The sequence below is a fragment of the Streptomyces sp. P9-A4 genome (assembly GCF_036634195.1).
Lineage (GTDB): Bacteria > Actinomycetota > Actinomycetes > Streptomycetales > Streptomycetaceae > Streptomyces.
This window is the reverse complement of sequence record NZ_JAZIFY010000001.1, coordinates 2,550,252-2,567,370: the sequence shown is the minus strand read 5'-3', so window position 1 is coordinate 2,567,370 and position 17,119 is coordinate 2,550,252. Positions and strand designations below refer to the sequence as shown.

The 17,119-nt window shown below is 72.7% G+C and carries 13 protein-coding genes; 8 read left to right on the top strand and 5 right to left on the bottom strand.

Translation table 11 applies throughout. From position 1 onward, the window contains the following. Positions 1–9 precede the first annotated feature (9 nt). Positions 10–1,617: a carboxyl transferase domain-containing protein gene (locus V4Y03_RS11495; protein ID WP_332434853.1), complete on the bottom strand. Its 1,608-nt coding sequence runs from the start codon at positions 1,615–1,617 to the stop codon at positions 10–12. Between the two features lie 87 nt (positions 1,618–1,704). Between V4Y03_RS11495 and V4Y03_RS11490 the strand changes: the two genes are divergently transcribed. Together V4Y03_RS11490 and V4Y03_RS11485 are read left to right on the top strand one after the other, a co-directional pair. After that, positions 1,705–2,307 (top strand): SACE_7040 family transcriptional regulator, encoded by a 603-nt coding sequence (locus tag V4Y03_RS11490; RefSeq protein WP_317873853.1) that lies wholly within the window; start codon positions 1,705–1,707, stop codon positions 2,305–2,307. Between the two features lie 132 nt (positions 2,308–2,439). Beyond that, complete coding sequence (locus V4Y03_RS11485; RefSeq protein WP_332434852.1) at positions 2,440–3,213, top strand: phosphatase; 774 nt, start codon at positions 2,440–2,442, stop codon at positions 3,211–3,213. A 7-nt stretch (positions 3,214–3,220) separates the two neighbouring features. On the opposite strand, the gene V4Y03_RS11480 is transcribed toward V4Y03_RS11485, so the two are convergent. From V4Y03_RS11480 to V4Y03_RS11465, 4 genes are all read right to left on the bottom strand, one after another. After that, positions 3,221–4,174, bottom strand: a complete 954-nt coding sequence (locus V4Y03_RS11480) for a cation diffusion facilitator family transporter (protein WP_332434851.1) — start codon at positions 4,172–4,174, stop codon at positions 3,221–3,223. 24 nt (positions 4,175–4,198) lie between these two features. Next, positions 4,199–5,068 (bottom strand): acyl-CoA thioesterase, encoded by an 870-nt coding sequence (locus V4Y03_RS11475; RefSeq protein ID WP_317873850.1) that lies wholly within the window; start codon positions 5,066–5,068, stop codon positions 4,199–4,201. Between the two features lie 6 nt (positions 5,069–5,074). After that, positions 5,075–6,232: an acyl-CoA dehydrogenase family protein gene (locus V4Y03_RS11470; RefSeq protein WP_317873849.1), complete on the bottom strand. Its 1,158-nt coding sequence runs from the start codon at positions 6,230–6,232 to the stop codon at positions 5,075–5,077. A gap of 77 nt (positions 6,233–6,309) precedes the next feature. Beyond that, positions 6,310–7,854 carry a PucR family transcriptional regulator ligand-binding domain-containing protein gene (locus V4Y03_RS11465; protein WP_332434850.1) on the bottom strand — a complete coding sequence of 515 codons (1,545 nt, stop codon included), beginning with the start codon at positions 7,852–7,854 and terminating at the stop codon, positions 6,310–6,312. Between the two features lie 134 nt (positions 7,855–7,988). Between V4Y03_RS11465 and speB the strand changes: the two genes are divergently transcribed. From speB to V4Y03_RS11435, 6 genes are all read left to right on the top strand, one after another. Then, complete coding sequence (gene speB, locus V4Y03_RS11460; protein WP_317876725.1) at positions 7,989–8,966, top strand: agmatinase; 978 nt, start codon at positions 7,989–7,991, stop codon at positions 8,964–8,966. 104 nt (positions 8,967–9,070) lie between these two features. After that, positions 9,071–10,753, top strand: a complete 1,683-nt coding sequence (locus V4Y03_RS11455) for a thiamine pyrophosphate-binding protein (RefSeq protein ID WP_332434849.1) — start codon at positions 9,071–9,073, stop codon at positions 10,751–10,753. A gap of 152 nt (positions 10,754–10,905) precedes the next feature. Then, a complete protein-coding gene (locus V4Y03_RS11450; protein ID WP_332437154.1) occupies positions 10,906–14,655 on the top strand; it encodes an ABC transporter ATP-binding protein in 3,750 nt (1,249 codons plus the stop codon). A gap of 107 nt (positions 14,656–14,762) precedes the next feature. Further along, positions 14,763–14,975, top strand: a complete 213-nt coding sequence (locus V4Y03_RS11445) for a hypothetical protein (protein ID WP_332434848.1) — start codon at positions 14,763–14,765, stop codon at positions 14,973–14,975. A 79-nt stretch (positions 14,976–15,054) separates the two neighbouring features. Further along, positions 15,055–15,471 carry a hypothetical protein gene (locus V4Y03_RS11440; RefSeq protein WP_332434847.1) on the top strand — a complete coding sequence of 139 codons (417 nt, stop codon included), beginning with the start codon at positions 15,055–15,057 and terminating at the stop codon, positions 15,469–15,471. 177 nt (positions 15,472–15,648) lie between these two features. Then, positions 15,649–17,100, top strand: a complete 1,452-nt coding sequence (locus V4Y03_RS11435) for an aminopeptidase (protein ID WP_317878327.1) — start codon at positions 15,649–15,651, stop codon at positions 17,098–17,100. Positions 17,101–17,119 lie beyond the last annotated feature (19 nt).

The window sequence follows — 17,119 nt, the reverse complement described above, 5'->3', positions numbered from 1 at the left end:
GGGGGCCCTTCACATCCGGAAGACGCCGAACTGGGGGTCTCCCAGGGGCGCGTTGGCACAGGCGGTCAGGGCGAGTCCGAGGACCTGCCGGGTCTCCATCGGGTCGATGACCCCGTCGTCCCAGAGCCGGGCGGTCGCGTAGTAGGCGTTGCCCTGGCTGTCGTACTGCTCGCGGATCGGCGCCTTGAAGGACTCCTCGTCCGCCGCGCTCCAGTCGTCGCCGAGCTGGTCGCGCTTGACGGTCGCGAGGACGGACGCGGCCTGCTCGCCGCCCATGACCGAGATCTTGGCGTTGGGCCACATCCACAGGAAGCGCGGGGAGTACGCCCGGCCGCACATCGAGTAGTTGCCCGCGCCGTACGAACCGCCGACGACGACCGTCAGCTTCGGGACGCGGGTGGTCGCCACGGCCGTGACCATCTTGGCGCCGTGCTTGGCGATGCCGCCGTGCTCGTACGCCTTGCCGACCATGAAGCCGGTGATGTTCTGCAGGAAGACGAGCGGGATGCCGCGCTGGTCGCACAGCTCGATGAAGTGCGCGCCCTTCTGGGCGGACTCGGCGAACAGGATGCCGTTGTTGGCGACGATGCCGACCGGGTGGCCGTGGATCCGGGCGAAGCCGGTGACCAGCGTCTGCCCGTACTCGGACTTGAACTCCTGGAAGCGGGAGCCGTCCACGACCCGGGCAATGACCTCGCGCACGTCGTACGGGGTGCGGGAGTCGACCGGCACCGCGCCGTACAGCCCGGCGGGGTCGACCTTCGGCTCCTCGACCGGCTCGACCGACCAGGGGAGCGGGCCGCGCCCGGGGAGCGTGGCGACGATGTTCCGGACGATCCGGAGCGCGTGGGCGTCGTCCTCGGCGAGGTGGTCGGTGACGCCGGAGATCCGGGAGTGGACCTCGCCGCCGCCCAGCTCCTCCGCGGTGACGACCTCACCGGTCGCGGCCTTCACCAGCGGCGGACCGCCGAGGAAGATCGTGCCCTGGTTCCGTACGATCACGGCCTCGTCGCTCATCGCCGGGACGTACGCGCCACCGGCCGTGCACGAGCCCATGACCGCCGCGATCTGCGGGATGCCCGCGCCGGACATCCGGGCCTGGTTGTAGAAGATCCGGCCGAAGTGCTCCCGGTCGGGGAAGACCTCGTCCTGCATCGGCAGGAAGGCGCCGCCCGAGTCGACCAGATAGAGGCAGGGGAGACGATTCTCCAGCGCCACCTCCTGGGCCCGCAGGTGCTTCTTCACCGTCATCGGGTAGTACGTGCCGCCCTTGACGGTCGCGTCGTTGGCGACGATCACGCACTCGCGTCCGCTGACCCGGCCGATGCCCGCGATGACCCCGGCCGCCGGGGCCGCGTCGCCGTACATGCCGTTCGCCGCGAGCGGGGCCAGCTCCAGGAAGGGCGAGCCCGGGTCGAGGAGCGTGTCCACCCGGTCGCGCGGCAGCAGCTTCCCGCGCGCGGTGTGCCGGGCCCGCGACTTCTCGCCGCCGCCCAGTGCCGCGGCGGCGAGCTTGTCGCGCAGGGTCGCGGCCAGCTCGTGGTGCGCCGCCTCGTTCGCCTGCCAGGCCGGCGAGGCGGGATCCGCCGCACTCGCCAGCACAGGTGCCTGCTGCATCCCTCGAGCTCCCTTGCTCGGTTAATGAGCGTTAACGTATGACGCTCAGGTTAACGACCGCTAACCGCGTTGTCTAGGATGGAACCCATGGCCACGACTCCGACCCCCACCGCCACCGGCAGGATCGACGCCCCCACGCGGCGCGAGCAGATCCTCAAGGAGGCCGCCCGCCTCTTCGCCGAGCGTGGGTTCCACGGCGTGGGCGTGGACGAGATAGGGGCCGCCGTCGGCATCAGCGGCCCCGGGCTCTACCGGCACTTCCCCGGCAAGGACGCGATGCTCGCCGAGCTGCTGGTCGGCATCAGCGAGCGGCTGCTGTCCGGCGGACGGCTGCGGGTGGCCGAATCCGACGGGGACCCGCGCGTCCTCCTCGGCGCCCTCATCGACGGGCACATCGACTTCGCCCTCGACGACCGGCCGCTGATCACGCTCCACGACCGCGAGCTGGACCGCCTCAAGGACGAGGACCGCAAGCGGGTGCGGCAGCTCCAGCGCCAGTACGTGGAACTGTGGGTGACGGTCGTGCGCGAGCTGTACCCGGACGCGGGGGAGTCGGAGTCGCGGACCGCCGTCCACGCCGTCTTCGGACTCCTGAACTCCACCCCGCACCTGGCCGCGCTCGGCCGGGGCCCGATGGAGGCCCTCCTCAAGCGCCTGGCCCACGGGGCCTTCGGGGCGCTCGCGGGGTAGGCCCCGGCGGGTCCGGCCGCGGCTCCCGGCGGGCCGTGCCACGGCTTCCGGCGGGTCCGGCCGCGGCTTCCGGCGGGTCCACGGGACGGAACGATTGCCCGTCACGCGGTGGCGTCCTCCAGAATGAACCCCATGCCGATACTCAGCCGCCCCGCCCTCGTCGAGCACCTCGTCCGCACCCGGATCGCGGGAGACGTCGCGACCCCGCGCGACAACAACCTCTCCCACTACCGCAAGCTCGCCAACGGCGACCGGCACTACTGGCTCGGCCTGGAGCTCGGCGACCGCTGGAGCGACGAGCAGGACGTGCTCGCCGTGATGGCCGAGCGCTGCGGCGTCATCGACGACCCGGTCCACCGCGTCGGCCAGGACACCATCGATCCCGAGCTCACCGTCGACGGCCTCGACCGGATGGCCGCCCGGCTGCGCAAGGCCGCCGCGGGCCGTGAGCGGGTCCTCTTCGCGACCGGCCACCCCGGCGCGCTGATCGACGTGCACAGCCGGGTCGCCGCCGCGCTGCGCGCCCAGGGCTGCGACATCGTCCGCATCCCCGGCGGGCTCGTCGCGGACGAGGGATACGTCGTGCAGTTCGCGGACGTCGCCGTCTTCGAGCGCGGCGCCAGCCTCTGGCACACCCACTCCCCGGAGCCGATGAACGCGATCCTGGACGGGCTCGGCGAGGACGGCCGCCCCGACCTGGTGATCGCGGACCACGGCTGGGCCGGGCGCGCGGGCCAGCGCGGGATCGACTCCGTCGGCTACGCGGACTGCAACGACCCCGCGCTCTTCATCGGCGAGGCGGAGGGCACGATGCAGGTCACGATCCCCCTGGACGACCACGTCCTGGACCCCCGCTACTACGAGCCGCTGACGGCGTACACGCTGGACGCGGCGGGCCTCGCCTGACGGTCCCCTACCCCTCCCGCCCGTCCCGGCGCCGCGCCACGCCCGGCGTCAGGTCCAGGTACACCCGGCGGATCTGGGGGAAGCGTTCGCGGAGCTGTTGTTCGGCGTCCTCGCAGGCCCATTCGACCTGCGCCGCCGACGCGACGTCCCGGAAGTCGACCTTCGCCGCGATCAGGACCTCGCCGGGGCCCTGGATGAGGGTGGTCAGATCGAGTACGTCCACGATGTGGGGCACGGAGAGCAGCTCCTCGCGGACCTCCTTCCGCATCGTGCGGGGGAGCGGCCGGCCGATGAGCAGTTCGGCGTTGGAGCGGCCGAGCACCCAGGCCACGTACACCAGCAGGCAGCCGATCAGGATCGAGGCGACGCCGTCCCAGACGCCGGAGCCGGTGATCTGGACGCCGAGGAGGCCGCCCGCCGCCAGCATGAGTCCGGCGAGGGCGGCGGAGTCCTCCATGACCACCGCCTTGACGGTGGTGTCGGGCATCAGCCGCAGATAGCGGGCGAAGGGCGCCCGCGCCCGCTCCGCCTCGGCCTTCACCTGCTTCACCCCGGTCCGCAGCGAGAAGCCCTCCAGGAGGAAGGCGACGCCGAGGACGATGTAGGAGATCAGCGGGTCGCCCGGCTCCTCGCCCTGGCTGAGGGTGTGGATGCCGTCGTAGATCGAGAAGACCGCGCCGCCCACGAAAGTGGCGACGGCCGCGAGCATCGCCCAGACGTAGCGCTCGCCCGCGTACCCGACGGGGTGGTCCTCGTCGGCCGGCTTCCCGCTGCGCTTGAGCGCGGTGAGCAGCATGACCTCGGTGACCGTGTCGGCGAGGGAGTGGGCGGCCTCCGAGAGCATCGCGCTGGATCCGCTGACGACGCCGGCGACGGCCTTGGCGACGGCGATCCCCAGGTTCGCCGTCGCCGCCACGATCACCGTGAAGGTGCTCTCACCGTTCCCCGACTGCTCTGCCATGACATCGGACGGTATGTCCGGTCATCAGCGCGGCACGCGAACGACACCCTCCTGGATGACCGAGATCGCGAGCCGTCCGTCCTGGGTGTAGATCCGGGCCTGGCCGAGGCCGCGCCCGCCGGACGCGGTCGGCGACTCCTGGTCGTACAGGAGCCATTCGTCGGCCCGGAACGGCCGGTGGAACCACATCGCGTGGTCCAGGGAGGCCCCGACCACGTCCCCGACGGCCCAGCCGCCCCGCCCGTGCGCGAGCAGGACGGAGTCGAGCAGGGTCATGTCGGAGACGTACGTGGCCAGGACGACATGCAGCAGGGGGTCGTCGGCGAGCTTGCCGTTGGTACGGAACCACACCTGTGAGCGCGGCTCGCGCGGCTGTCCGACCGAACCCCAGGGCGGTACGTCGGCGTACCGCAGGTCCACGGCCGCGCGGGCCTCGACCAGCCGGTCCGCGACCTCGCGCGGGAGGTGGCGGGGGAGCATCTCGGCCGGTGTGGGGAGTGACTCCGGGTCCGGCGCGGGCGGCATGTCGACCTGGTGGTCGAGCCCCTCCTCGTATGTCTGGAAGGACGCCGAGAGGTGGAATATCGGCTGCCCGTGCTGGACCGCGACCACCCGGCGGGTGGTGAAGGAGCGTCCGTCGCGGATGCGGTCGACCGTGTAGACGATCGGCGCGCCCGGGTCGCCGGCGCGCAGGAAGTACGCGTGGAGCGAGTGGGCGAGCCGGTCCTCCGGCACGGTCCGGCCCGCCGCCACCAGCGCCTGGGCGGCCACCTGGCCGCCGAAGACGCGGGGGACGAGCGCGGACCGGGACTCGCCCCGGAAGATGTCCCGCTCGATCCGCTCCAGGTCGAGCAGATCGAGCAGGGCGTCCAGGGCGCTGTGCGCTTCGGGCACCTGGACCTACAGGCCCATCGACTTGGCGATGATCGACTTCATGATCTCGCTGGTGCCGCCGTAGATGCGGTTGACGCGGTTGTCGGCGTACAGGCGGGCGATCGGGTACTCGTTCATGTAGCCGTAGCCGCCGTGCAGCTGGAGGCAGCGGTCGATCACGCGGTGCGCGACCTCGGTGCAGAACAGCTTGGCGCTCGCGGCCTCGGCCGGGGACAGCTCGCCCGCGTCCAGGGCCTCCAGGGCGCGGTCGGCGACGGCCTCGGCGGCGTCCACCTCGGCCTGGCAGGCGGCCAGCTCGAACTTGGTGTTCTGGAAGGAGGCGACCGTCTTGCCGAAGACCGTGCGCTCCTGCACGTACTGCTGCGCGAAGCGGACGGCGGCCTTGGCCTGCGCGTAGGCGCCGAAGGCGATGCCCCAGCGCTCGGAGGCGAGGTTGTGGCCGAGGTACGAGAAGCCCTTGCCCTCCTCGCCGAGCAGGTCCTCGACCGGCACCTTGACGTCGACGAAGGCCAGCTCGGCCGTGTCGGAGGTGCGCAGGCCCAGCTTGTCCAGCTTGCGGCCGATGGAGTAGCCCTCGGACTTGGTGTCCACGGCGAAGAGGGAGATGCCGAAGCGGCGGTCCTCGGCGCTCGGGGCGGAGGTGCGGGCGCAGACGATCACGCGGTCGGCGTGGACGCCACCGGTGATGAAGGTCTTGGCGCCGTTGAGGACGTAGTGCGTGCCGTCCTCGGAGAGCTTGGCGGTGGTCTTCATGCCCGCGACGTCGGAGCCGGTGCCCGGCTCGGTCATCGCGAGGGCCCACATCTCCTCGCCGGTGACGAACTTCGGCAGGTAGCGCTTCTTCTGGTCGCCGGTGGCGAGCATCTTGATGTACGGCAGGGCGAGCAGCACATGGACGCCGGAGCCGCCGAACTGCACACCGGCGCGCGAGGTCTCCTCGTACAGGACGGCCTCGAACTTGTGGGTGTCCAGGCCCGCGCCGCCGAACTCCTCGGGCACGTTGATGCCAAAGATGCCCAGCTCACCGAGCTTGTCGTAGAACTCGCGGGGCGCCTGGCCCGCGGCGAACCACTCGTCGTAGACGGGGACGACCTCGGCCTCGATGAAGGCGCGGATGGTCTCCCGGAACGCCTCGTGGTCCTCGTTGAATACGGTACGGCGCACGAGTCGCCCTCCTTCGTGTCCGGTCCAGGTTGTCTAAGCGCTTGCTCAGCCCTCTTGGGGACGAAGTTACCGATCGGTCAACCCCTCTGTCCAGCGTTCGGGGCCGAGTGCAATGCGAACCACAGCTCCATCCTTACGTCCGGATCGTCCAGGTCCCGGTCGAGGAGCGCCGCGCAGCGCGCGATCCGCTGTCGCACGGTGTTGCGGTGCAGGCCCGTCGCCACCGCCGTCCGGTCCCAGCCGCCGTGCAGCGAGAGCCATGCGCGCAGGGTCTCGGTCAGCGGCTCCCCGAGCGGCGCCAGCAGCTCACGGGCGTACGCGGCGGCCTCGTCCCGGTCCACCAGCCCCGCGAAACCGCCCGCCCGGTGCCGCACCAGCGCCACCCGGGTGGCCTCCGCCCGGCGCAGCGCCCGCGCCGCCTGGGCGTCCCCGGCGGCGAGGTCGGCGGCGGGGACGGGGGCGCTCGCCCCGAGGGTCCAGCCGTCCTGGGGGGTGAGGGCGGCGGAGGAGGGGAGGAGGAGACGGACGGTTCCGGGGGCGGCTTTGCCCGCGCCCGCGCCCGTGTCCGTGCCCGTGCCCGTGCCTGTGCCTGTGCCCGAGGCCGTGGCGCCGCCCGCCCCCGCCCCCGTGTCCACCAGTGGTGTCCCCAGCGCCGCCGCCAGGCTCGCCGCCGCGAACGGCGTGCCGTCGCCGCCCGAGGCGTGGACCACCGTCCACGGGCCGGGGCCCAGGGCGCCCGCGGCCTCCGCCGGGGCCGCGCCCAGGAGCAGCCGGACCAGCGCCCCGTCCCGTACCGTCACGTCCGCACCCCGGTGCGGGGCCGTCAGCAGGGAGAGCAGCACGACCGCGACCCCCGCGATCGTGTGGTCCCCGGGGCCGCGCCGCTCCGTGGCGATCCCGAGCGTCAGACCGTCCCCGCCGCCCAGCGCGTACGCCGCGAGCCGCAGCCCGCCGCCGTCCCCGCTCGCCGACGCGGGCCCGCCGGGGCGCGGCCCCAGCACCCCCGCCAGCTCGCGCAGCGCCCGCGCCGACTCCGCCGGTACCGCCCGGCCCGCCGCCGCGGACTCCGTGCCGTCCGCCCCGAAGAGGACCGCCCGCCCCGCCAGCCGCGAGGCGAGCGCGCCGAGCACCGCCGGGACCGGGGCGGGCCGGGCCGCTGCCGCCGCCAGGGACTGCTGGGCCTCCGTCACCCGGCGCAGCTCGTGCAGCCGGGCCTCGGCCATCAGCCGCCACACCGCCCGCGCGACCGCCGTGAACGGAGTCCTCGGCGGCACCTCGACCAGCGGCAGCCCGTGCCGCGCGCAGGCCTCGACCAGTTCCGCCGGAACCGTGTCGTACACCGGCGTCACCCCGAAGGCGAGCGCCGCCGCCCCCGCCTCCACCACCCGCTCCACGTACCGCGCCGGCTCGGTGAGCTGCACGCCCGCCGTCATCAGCAGCTCGCCGCCGAGGAGGTACGGATACGGGTCGGCCATCTCCGAGGTGTGCACCCAGTGCAGCGGTACGTCCCCGGGCCCGGCGAGCAGCCGGAGCCCCAGGTCCCGGCGGGCGAGCAGCGCGGCGAGGGAGACGGGCGGCGCGGGGGGAGTGGGGGAGGCGAGTTCCGGTACGGACACGGTCATGGATCCTTCGTACATTTCCGGTGTCGACAGTGGAGGAAACGTACCCTTCAACGGAGGGCCCCGGCGACCTACCGTCGTGAACATCCGGGGCCACGGGCGGACCCCGACCGATCCACCTCAGGAGGACCCCGACCATGAGCAGCAGCGACCGGAACACCCCGCGCGGCCCGATCGACTCGTCCCGCGTCCCGCGGTACGCCGGTCCCGCGACGTTCGCCCGCCTGCCGCGACTCGACGAGGTCGGCACCACCGACATCGCCGTGGTCGGCGTCCCCTTCGACAGCGGCGTCTCCTACCGCCCCGGCGCCCGCTTCGGCGGCAACGCCATCCGCGAGGCCTCCCGCCTGCTGCGCCCCTACAACCCGGCGCAGGACGCCTCCCCGTTCGCCCTCGCCCAGGTCGCGGACGCCGGCGACATCGCCGCCAACCCGTTCAACATCAACGAGGCCGTCGAGACCATCGAGGCCGCCGCCGACGACCTGCTCGCCTCCGGCGCCCGCATGATGACCCTCGGCGGCGACCACACCATCGCGCTGCCGCTGCTCCGCTCCGTCGCCAAGAAGCACGGCCCCGTCGCCCTGCTCCACTTCGACGCGCACCTCGACACCTGGGACACCTACTTCGGCGCCGAGTACACCCACGGCACGCCGTTCCGCCGGGCCGTCGAGGAGGGCATCCTCGACACCGAGGCGCTCTCCCACGTCGGTACGCGCGGCCCGCTCTACGGCAAGCAGGACCTCACCGACGACGAGAAGATGGGCTTCGGCATCGTCACCTCGGCGGACGTCTACCGCCGTGGCGCCGACGAGGTCGCCGACCAGCTGCGCCAGCGCATCGGCGACCGCCCGCTGTACATCTCCATCGACATCGACTGCCTCGACCCGGCCCACGCGCCCGGCACCGGCACCCCCGAGGCGGGCGGCATGACCTCCCGCGAGCTGCTGGAGATCCTGCGCGGGCTGTCCTCCTGCAACCTGGTGTCGGCGGACGTCGTCGAGGTGGCTCCCGCGTACGACCACGCCGAGATCACGGCGGTCGCCGCTTCGCACACCGCGTACGAGCTGACGACGATCATGTCCCGCCAGATCGCGGCGGGCCGCGCGGCGAAGTAGGAACCTGTCGGAGGTGCCCCGCGTTCCTCCCCCGGGCGGAACGCGGGGCCCGCCCCGGCCACCGGGCCGCACCGCACCGACCACGCCACGCCCCGAGGGATCCGATGACCCACGACCACGACCTGGTACTCCGCCCCACCGACGCGCAGACGGCAGCCGCCCTCGACCCGCCCAAGGGGCGCATCGGCGGCGACCTGGTCGTCGAGACCCTCACCGGCCTCGGCGCCACCACCGTCTTCGGCCTCCCCGGCCAGCACGCCCTGGGCATGTTCGACGCCCTGCGCCGCTCGGCACTGACGTACGTCGGCCTCCGCGTCGAGAACAACGCGGGCTTCGCCGCCGACGCCTACGGCCGGATCACCGGTGAGGCCGCCCCGCTGCTGCTCTCCACCGGGCCCGGCGCGCTGATGTCGCTCGCCGCGCTCCAGGAGGCCGCGTCCGCGTCCGCGCCCGTCCTCGCGATCGGCAGCCAGATCCCGGTGGCCGGCCTCGGCGGCGGCCGACACGGCTACCTGCACGAGCTGCGCGACCAGCAGGCCTCCTTCCGGGACGTGGTGAAGTCCGTCCACACGGTCCGTACGCAGTCCCAGATCCCCTCCGCCATCGCGGCGGCCTGGGAATCGGCGCTCACCGCCCCGCACGGGCCGGTCTGGGTGGAGATCCCGCAGGACGTGCTCCTCGCGGAGACCACCCTGCCGGTCGTGACGGCGATGGACGCGACGCCCGAGGAGGTCGCCCCGCGCCCCGAGCTGACGGCGGTCGCGGCGCACCTGCTCGCGAACGCCGAGCGCCCGGCGGTCATCGCGGGCGGCGGAGTCGTCCGCTCCGACGCCTCGGGCAAGCTGCTGGCGCTCGCGGAGCGGCTGGACATCCCCGTCGTGACGACCTTCGGCGGCAAGGGGGCGTTCCCGTGGGAGCACCCGCTGTCGCTCCAGTCCTGGCTGGAGGACCGGCACACCACCGACTTCCTGGAGGACGCCGACGTCCTCCTCGTCATCGGCTCGGGCCTCGGTGAGCTGTCCTCGAACTACCACACGTTCGCGCCGCGCGGCCGGGTGATCCAGATCGAGGCGGACGCCGGGAAGCTGGAGTCGAACCACCCGGCGCTCGGCATCCACGCGGACGCCCGGCTCGCGCTCCAGGCGCTCCTGGAGACGGTGCCGGAGCGCCGGGACCCCACCGCGCCCGAGCGGGTCGCGGCCGTCCTGGCGAAGGTCAGGGACCGGATCGCGGCCCAGGGCCTGGGGCTGGAGCAGCGGGTCGTGGCGGCGGTACGGGAGGCGCTGCCGGAGCGGTCGCCGAGCTTCTGGGACATGACGATCCTGGCGTACTGGGCGTGGTCGGCCTTCGACGCGAAGCACCCGAACACGATGCACTCCGCGCAGGGCGCCGGCGGCCTCGGCTACGCCTTCCCGGCGGCCCTCGGCGCGGCGGTGGCCGACCCGAGCCGCCCGGTCCTCGCGGTCTCCGGCGACGGCGGCGCGATGTACTCGATCGCGGAGCTGGCGACGGCGAAGCAGTACGGCCTGGACGTGACGTGGCTGATCGTCGACGACGGCGGCTACGGCATCCTGCGCGAGTACATGACCGGCGCCTTCGGCGAGGCCACCGGCACGGAACTCACCCGCCCGGACTTCGTGGCCCTCTCGGAGTCCTTCGGCGTCCCGGCGACCCTGACGACCCCGGAAACCCTGACGACGGACCTGACGAAGTCCCTCACGACCCCGGGCCCGTCGGTGGTCGTCCTCCCGGCCCTCCTGAGGATGTTCGAACCGACGCACCTCTGAGCGGACCGGCCGGGGTCCTAGGACCCCGGCCGGGTCCCCGCCGGGACCTTGGGCGGGACCTCGTCCCCGATTTGTTGCGGCGGGATGAAATCGCACGTCGGCCGTGTTGGGGCTTCCGGTAGAGCAGGACGGACGGGAGGCCATTCGTGGCGGTGGTCGGGGAGAAGCAGCAGGGCTGGGCGCGCAGGCTGGCCGGGTACGCGTGGCGGTACAGGGCCAACGTGTTGCTCGCGCTCGGGTCGTCCCTGCTCGGGATGGCCGTGCTCGCGCTCGTGCCGCTGGTCACCAAGGTGATCATCGACGACGTCGTCGGGACGAAGACCCGGAGCCTCGGCGTCTGGACCGGGCTGCTCGTCGGCGCCGCCGTCATCGTCTACGTCCTCACCTACGTCCGCCGCTACTACGGCGGCCGGCTCGCCCTGGACGTCCAGCACGACCTGCGTACCGACATGTTCGCGACCATCACCCGGCTCGACGGGCGGCGGCAGGACGAGCTGTCCACCGGGCAGGTCGTCGGGCGGGCCACCAGCGACCTCCAGCTGATCCAGGGCCTGCTGTTCATGCTCCCGATGACCATCGGGAACATCCTGCTCTTCCTCATCTCACTGGCCGTGATGGCCTGGCTGTCCCTGCCCCTCACCCTCGTCGCGCTCGCCGTCGCCCCCGCCCTCTGGTGGATCGCCAAGCGCAGCCGTACCCGCCTCCACCCCGCCACCTGGCACGCGCAGCAGCAGGCCGCCGTCGTCGCCGGTGTCGTCGACGGGGCCGTGACCGGCGTCCGGGTCGTCAAGGGCTTCGGCCAGGAGGACCAGGAGACCGGCAAGATCCGCGAGGCCGGGCGGAAGCTGTTCGCCGGCCGGCTGCGGACGATCCGGCTGAACGCCAAGTACACCCCGGCCCTCCAGACCGTCCCCGCCCTCGGCCAGGTCGCCGTCCTCGCCCTCGGCGGCTGGCTCGCCTACAAGGGCCAGATCACCCTCGGCACCTTCGTCGCCTTCTCCTCCTACCTGGCCTCCCTCGTCGGCCCGGTCCGGATGCTCGCCATGGTCCTCACCGTCGGCCAGCAGGCCCGCGCCGGCGTCGAGCGGGTCCTCGACCTCGTCGACACCGAGCCGGTCATCCGGGACGGGACCAAGGACCTTCCCGCGGACGCTCCCGCCACCGTCGAGTTCGACGATGTGAGCTTCGGATACCCGGGCGCCTCCGGCAGGACCATTCCCGTCCTCGACGGCTTCTCCCTGGAGATCCGCGCCGGCGAGACCGTCGCCGTCGTCGGCGCCTCCGGCTCCGGCAAGTCCACCGTCTCCCTCCTCCTGCCCCGCTTCTACGACGTCTCCCACGGCGCCGTCCTCGTCGGCGGCCACGATGTCCGCGAGCTCACCCTCGACTCGCTGCGCGCCGCGATCGGCCTCGTCCCCGAGGACTCCTTCCTCTTCTCCGACACCGTCCGCGCCAACATCGCGTACGGCCTCCCGGACGCCACCCAGGAGCAGATCGAGACGGCCGCCCGCGCCGCCCAGGCCGACCGGTTCATCGCCGAGCTGCCCGAGGGCTACGACACCAAGGTCGGCGAGCACGGCCTCACCCTCTCCGGCGGCCAGCGCCAGCGCGTCGCCCTCGCCCGCGCCATCCTCACCGACCCCCGTCTCCTCCTCCTCGACGACGCCACCTCCGCCGTCGACGCCAAGGTCGAGCACGAGATCCACGAGGCCCTGAAGTCGGTGATGGCGGGCCGTACGACCCTGCTCATCGCCCACCGCCGCTCCACCCTCGGCCTGGCCGACCGCATCGCCGTCCTGGAGGACGGCCGGCTCGCCGACATCGGCACCCACGCCGAGCTGGAGGAGCGCTCCCCGCTCTTCCGCCGCCTCCTCACCGACCCCGACGAGCTGGGCGCCGTCTCGCCCGGCCACATCGCGCCGCCCGCGCCGCCCGAGGACCGCATGCTGCGGGCCGAGCTGGACGCCGAGTTCGACGCCGAGCGGGGCCTCACCCCCACCCTGTGGGTGCGCGAGGAGACCCCCGACCGGGAGAGCACCGCGCCGGGGGCCACCCCCGAGCTGCTCGCCGCCGTCGAGGCCCTGCCGCCCGCCGACGACACCCCCGGCATCGACGAGGCCCGCGCCGTGTCCGCGGAGGACTCCTACGGCCTGCGCAGGCTGCTCCGGGGCTTCGGCCTCCCGCTGCTCGTCAGCCTCGGTCTGGTCGCGCTCGACGCCGGCGCCGGCCTGCTGCTCCCGGTCCTGATCCGGCACGGCATCGACCAGGGCGTGAACCGGCTGGCGATCGGCGCCGTCTGGGCGGCGTCCGCGCTGGCCCTGGTGACCGTGCTCGTGCAGTGGGTCGCGCAGACCGCCGAGATCCGGATGACCGGCCGGACCGGCGAGCGGGTCCTCTACGGGCTGCGGCTGAAGATCTTCGCCCAGCTCCAGCGGCTCGGCCTGGACTACTACGAGCGCGAGCTGACCGGCCGGATCATGACCCGGATGACCACGGACGTGGACGCCCTGTCCACCTTCCTCCAGACGGGTCTGGTCACCGCCTTCGTCTCGGTCGTCACCTTCTTCGGGATCATGGTCGCGCTGCTGGTGCTCGACCTCCAGCTGGCCCTGGTCGTCTTCGCGACCCTGCCGGTCCTCGCCGTCGCCACGTTCTTCTTCCGCCGTTCCAGCGTGAAGGCGTACGAGCTGGCCCGCGAGCGGATCAGCGTGGTCAACGCCGACCTCCAGGAGTCGGTCTCCGGCCTCCGGATCGTGCAGGCCTTCCGTCGCGAGCGGTCCGGGGCGGAACGGTTCTCCGAGCGCAGCGACCACTACCGCGAGGCGCGCGTCCGGGGCCAGTGGCTGATCTCGGTCTACTTCCCGTTCGTCACCCTGCTGTCCTCGGTCGCCGCGGCGGCCGTCATGATCGTCGGCGCGAACCGGATCGAGGCGGGCACGCTCACCACCGGCGCCCTGGTCGCCTACCTCCTCTACATCGACCTGTTCTTCGCCCCCGTGCAGCAGCTCTCGCAGGTCTTCGACGGCTACCAGCAGGCGACCGTCTCGCTGCGGCGGATGCAGGAACTCCTCCAGGAGCCCACGTCGACGGCCGCCGCCGACGCACCCCTGGACGTGCTTTCGCTGCGCGGTGAGATCGCCTTCGAGGACGTCTCCTTCGCGTACGGAGGGGAGGACGGCACCGTCAAGGACGAGACCGCCCTCACCGGCATCGACCTGCGCATCCCGGCCGGCCAGACCGTCGCCTTCGTCGGCGAGACCGGCGCGGGCAAGTCGACCCTGGTCAAGCTGGTCGCCCGGTTCTACGACCCGACGGGCGGCCGGGTCACCGCCGACGGCACCGACCTGCGGGACCTCGACCTCACCGCGTACCGGCACCGGCTCGGCGTCGTCCCGCAGGAGGCGTACCTCTTCGCGGGGACGATCCGCGACGCCATCGCCTACGGCCGTCCCGAGGCGACCGACGCCGAGGTGGAGGCGGCGGCCCGCGCGGTCGGCGCCCACGACATGATCGCCACCCTCGAAGGCGGCTACCTCCACGAGGTGGCCGAGCGGGGCCGCAACCTCTCCGCCGGTCAGCGCCAGCTCATCGCGCTCGCCCGCGCCGAACTCGTCGACCCCGACATCCTGCTCCTCGACGAGGCCACGGCGGCCCTGGACCTGGCCACCGAGGCCCAGGTCAACCAGGCCACCGACCGGCTCGCCGGCCGCCGCACGACCCTGGTCGTCGCCCACCGGCTGACCACGGCGGCCCGCGCCGACCGGGTGATCGTCATGGACCACGGCCGGGTCGCGGAGGACGGCACCCACGAGGAACTCCTCGCGCTGGGCGGCCGGTACGCGGCCCTGTGGAGCACGTTCATCGGCGAGGCCGTGGACGAGGAGGAGCCGGAGCGGGTGTGACGCGGGGCCGGGGCCGGGAGCCGTCGCGCGATCTGAGTACGGGCCGCCCGGCGGGACGAGTATCCCGGCGGATTCCGGTCGGCCCCCGCCGGGACCGAATCGGGGTCATGAGCAACGCCCGTCCCCGAGCCGCCTCGCCCGTCCCCGTCACCCCGCCGGACGTCGAGGGCACACGTCTGCGCAAGCGCTCGATGATCCGGGCCGGGCTGTTCGTACCGGCGTCGCCGCTCGCCGGCATCCTCGTGCTCACCCGGGAGAACACGACCCAGCTCGGCGCCGAGGGCGTCTTCCCGCTCTTGCTCCTCACCGCGTTCGCGTAGCCGCAGCAGCCTGGAGGCAACCATTCCGGCCCGGCGCGCGTCGTACGCCCGTACGCCGATCCACCCGGGAGGGGAACCCATGTCCACGGACACGACGTCCGCACGGCCCGGCCGACGGCTGCTCGCCCGGGTCCTCGCCCCGCTCCTGGCCGCCCTCGCGCTGCTCCTGCTCCCGGGACCCGGCCCCGGCGGAGCCGCCGCCGACGCCGCCTCCGTCTGTCACGGCCGGCCCACCCGCACCATCGCCTTCGCCACCGGCGAGCTGCGCCTCTACAAGACCCGCCACTACGCCTGCGCCGTCACCGTCGCCAAGCGGCCCGGGGCCCTCCGCCCGATGAGCGTCTCCCTCCAGCCGCGCGGCGGCCGGCCCGCCGTCAAGGCGGGGCGCTTCGGCCGGCAGGCCGGTCCCGTCACCGTCCACGCCCTCAACCGCTGCGTCCGCGTGGTCGCCTCGGTGTCCGGCCGGGGAACGGCCACGGGCTGGATCCTGTGCTGACCGTCCGCCGCGCCGACTGATTCCCCGCCGCCCGATTCCCGTACCGAACGGCACCCGCCCGCCCGTTTCCTGTGCCCATACGAAGGAAAGTCCAAGCGTAAGGGCCAACTGGGTCTGGCGGTCCACACGTTGCCCCCGCTAGGTTCGCGAGACCGTTGTGAACCAAGGGGAGGACGAATGCGCAAGTCGCTCAGATGGGCGCTGTCGCTTTCGGTGCTCATAGGCACCGTCGGCTCGACGGGCGTGGCTACCGCCGCGGACACCGAGGCCGAGACCATCACCACGTCCGTCGCCGACTCGCAGAGCACGGACATCAAGGACCGCCTGCTGGCGATTCCCGGGATGAGCCTGATCGAGGAGAAGCCGTACGCCGGCTACCGCTTCTTCGTCCTGGACTACGTCCAGCCGATCGACCACCACCGCCCGTGGGCGGGCACGTTCAAGCAGCGGATCTCGGTCCTCCACAAGGGCACGGACCGCCCCACCGTCTTCCGCACCAGCGGCTACGGTCTGAGCACCGCCCCGAGCCGGGCCGAGCCGACCCGGATCATCGACGGCAACCAGGTCTCCATGGAGTACCGCTTCTTCACGCCGTCCCGCCCGCAGCCGGCCGACTGGTCCAAGCTCGACATCTGGCAGGCCGCCAGCGACCAGCACCGGATCTACACCGCGCTGAAGAAGGTCTACAGCGAGAACTGGCTCTCCACCGGCGGCTCCAAGGGCGGCATGACCGCCACCTACTACGAGCGCTTCTACCCGAGGGACATGGACGGCGTCGTCGCCTACGTGGCCCCCAACGACGTGGTCAACAAGGAGGACTCGGCGTACGACCGGTTCTTCGAGACCGTCGGGACGAAGGACTGCCGCGACCGCCTGAACAACATGCAGCGCGAGGCCCTCGTCCGCCGCGAGCCGCTGCAGAAGAAGTACAAGGAGTGGGCCGAGACCGAGGGCGCCACCTTCAACACCCTCGGCTCGCTCGACAAGGCGTACGAGGCCGTCGTCCTCGACTTCGTCTGGGGCTTCTGGCAGTACTACGGCCAGGACGTCTGCGACCGGATCCCGGACGCGAAGACCGCGAGCGACGACACCGTCTACGAGACGATCGACGCCTACTCCGGCTGGTCCGCCTACACCGACCAGGACCTGGAGTACTACACGCCGTACTACTACCAGGCGGCCACCCAGCTCGGCTCGCCCAGCATCAAGCAGCCGCACCTGAACGGTCTGAGCCGCTACGGCTACCAGCCGGCCAGCAGCTTCGTGCCGAGCGAGATCCCCATGAAGTTCCAGCCGCAGGTCATGCGGGACGTGGACAACTGGGTCCGCAGGAACGCCGACCGGATGCTCTTCGTCTACGGCGGCAACGACCCGTGGGGTGCCGAGCCGTTCCACCTCGGCAAGGGCGCGCGCGACAGCTACGTGTACTACGCGCCGGGTGCCAACCACGGTGCGAACGTCGCCGGTCTCGTCGACGCGGAGCGTGAGAACGCCACCGCGCGCATCCTGGCCTGGGCCGGAGTCGACGCCCCGGCCGTGCGGGCGGCGCAGCCGCTGGCCCGCTTCGACGCCCGCCTCGACAAGGCGGTCGACGAGGACGTGACGCGGGAGCACGGCCTGCGGCCGTAGTCCCTCGGCCGGACCATGA